The organism is Halomonas sp. 141 (genome assembly GCF_002810305.1).
GTDB lineage: Bacteria > Pseudomonadota > Gammaproteobacteria > Pseudomonadales > Halomonadaceae > Vreelandella > Vreelandella stevensii.
In genome coordinates this window covers 1-1,030 of record NZ_PINZ01000119.1, presented here as the reverse complement: position 1 = coordinate 1,030, position 1,030 = coordinate 1, and the positions used below count along the sequence as shown (strand labels likewise).

Here is a 1,030-nt window from a genome sequence, read left to right as displayed (position 1 = left end):
CATAACAGTGATTATACGCCCTGCCATGAAACCTCAATGAACGTGACATCACAATGACTGAGGTTTCATAGCCACCAAATTGAATCTACCTCATTGATTCTACAGCGTGCAAAGAGAATTTTGGCGATGTAGCCAAAATTCGCGGGCTTGCGCGTTTTGCTCGTCTCAATAATACTGTTTTTATATACAGCATTATTGAGGCATTCTCCCATGAAACTGATGGAACGCGTCAAGGCAACCATGAGGGTCAAGCGCTATAGCTTACGCACCGAAAAAACCTATTGTTACTGGATTCGATTTTACATTCGGTTCAATAATTTACGTCACCCTGCCACCCTAACAGATCATGAAGTACGGCAATTTTTGGAGTATCTGGCAATCGAAAGGCACGTGGCAGCGGCTACACAGAATCAAGCACTCAATGCCATCGTCTTCCTTTATCGCCATGTGCTGGACCAGCCGCTTGGCGAGATTGGTCAATTTAGCCGAGCTAAGCGCCCTCAGCGCTTACCAGTGGTGCTTTCCCATCAGGAAGTAATGGAGGTATTTCAGCACTTGTCTGGCTCTATGCTTCTCATGGCCTCACTGATGTACGGCTCAGGTTTACGTGTCTCCGAAGCCTGTCGGCTTCGCGTCAAAGATATTGATTTCTCAAGGCAAATCATCACGGTGTATGCAGGCAAAGGCAACAAAGACCGCACCACGCTACTGCCGCCTTCTTGCGTCCAGCCATTACATACGCATATACAAATGGCAGAACAACAACTGAACGCTCGCCTTGAAGCCAACGCTATTCCTGTGTCACTGCCATATGCTCTGGACCGTAAATATCCGAACGCGGGTATTTCACTTGCATGGCAATGGCTTTTCCCTTCCTCCAGGCCTTGCTTCGATGAGAGGGGGCGCGTCGTTCTACATCACATTCATGCCTCTGCCGTCCAAAAAGCCGTCAAATATGCCATGCGCTCATCTTCTTTAACACGCCCTGGCTCATGCCACTCTTTGCGGCACAGTTTCGCCACTCAGCTAC

1 protein-coding gene is annotated in these 1,030 nt (G+C 48.5%); it reads left to right on the top strand.

Going from position 1 to position 1,030, the window contains the following annotated elements:
* Window positions 1–210: 210 nt before the first annotated feature.
* A partial coding sequence (locus CWI66_RS17595; protein WP_100732388.1) for an integron integrase occupies window positions 211–1,030 on the top strand: 820 nt, incomplete at its 3' end.